Annotated in this window: 1 protein-coding gene; it reads right to left on the bottom strand. The window is 73.8% G+C overall.

The window, feature by feature from the left end:
- Positions 1-113: 113 nt before the first annotated feature.
- Positions 114-1,316 carry an MFS transporter gene (locus tag ACTIDRAF_RS0225220; RefSeq protein ID WP_026066483.1) on the bottom strand — a complete coding sequence of 401 codons (1,203 nt, stop codon included), beginning with the start codon at positions 1,314-1,316 and terminating at the stop codon, positions 114-116.
- Positions 1,317-1,460 lie beyond the last annotated feature (144 nt).

The raw sequence follows: 1,460 nt of genomic DNA, 5'->3' as shown, positions 1-1,460 counted from the left end.
GGCCACCGTCGCACGGACCGGACCGCCGCTCCCCCGCCGGTTCCGCACCCGGCACACGCTCCACACGGATCAGGGCCGCGCTCCGGCGGGCGGGGCTGGGGACCGGGCGCTCCTCAACGCCGTTCGCGCCCGGCCAGCGCACCGGCCAGCGCACCGGACAGCAGGAGGACCAGGAGTCCGAAGACGATGGCCGTGCCCACCGCCACCCGCAGGTCGAGCAGGTCTGACAGCACCCCGATGAGAGGCGGGACCGTCAGGAAGCCGAGACGGGAGCACCAGGTGACGATGGCGATCCCGTGTTCGCTGCGCAGGCCGGGGATGTTCCCGGCCGCGTGCACCGCCGAGGGGAACAGCGTCGCGGTACCGAGCCCGGCACAGGCGAACGCGGCGATCAACACGGGGACCGAGTCGAAGGGGAGAGCCAGCGCCAGGGGCACGGTGATGAGCACGCCTCCCACCCGGCCGACGGTCACGTGCCCGTACCGGTCGGTGATGCGGTCTCCGAGCAGCCGCCCGACGGTCATCGCCGCCTGGAAGGCGACGAACACGGCTCCGGCGAGAACGGCGGGCGCTCCGTAGGAGTCGAGGAGCAGCGCGGCACCCCACGAGGAGGGAATGTCCTCCACGGCGCAGGCGGCGAGCAGCAGGCAGCCCAGGACGACCATGCGGAGGACGGGCCACCCGGTGCGGGGCGCCGAGCGAACGGGAGCGGCGCTCTCCTCGTCCCGTTCGCTCGACTCCGGGCCCGGCAGCAAGTGGGGGCGCGCGGCCAGGACGAGCACGGCGATCAGGAGTCCGACGGCGGGAAGGTGCCAGCTGAGAGGGACCCCGAACCCGATGAGCGCGCTGCACACCGCGCCACCCGCCACGGCCCCCACGCTCCACACCCCGTGGAAGCTGTTCAGCACGGACCGCCCGTACCGGCGTTGCACCCGCAACCCGTGTGCGTTGGAGGCGGCGTCGGCCCAGGCGTCCACCACGCCCAGGGTGAACAGCACGGCGGCCAGGGTGGCCCAGCCGCTGGCCACCGGCACCAGGGGCAACACCAGCCCGGCGGCGACCATGGACCAGACGGCCACCCGCCCGCTGCCGAACCGGCCGGACAGCACACCGGCGAGCAGCCCCGCCACGAGCGCCCCGGTGGGAATGGCCGCGATGGCCAGCCCGAGCGCGCTGTTGCTCAGGCCGAGGGCGTCCCGGATCTCCGGGTAGCGGGGAACGATGTTGGCCACGGCGAAGGCGTTCGCGAAGAACAGCACCGCCACCGCGACGCGCGCGCGCCGCACCTCGGCGGGGAGACGTGTCGAGGTGTCCACCACCCGGCTCCTCCGATCAAGATCACCGGGAACAAGGGTGGCAGTTCCGGCTTCGCGGCGGAAGGGCCAGCACGGGAAGAACGCTGCCGGGGAGCGGACACGACGCGTGCCCCCGCCATGTGGCGGGGGCACGCATCCTCCGGT

The sequence above is a fragment of the Actinoalloteichus spitiensis RMV-1378 genome, from assembly GCF_000239155.1.
GTDB classification, from domain to species: Bacteria; Actinomycetota; Actinomycetes; order Mycobacteriales; family Pseudonocardiaceae; genus Actinoalloteichus_B; species Actinoalloteichus_B spitiensis.
This window is presented reverse-complemented; position numbering and strand designations above follow the sequence as displayed.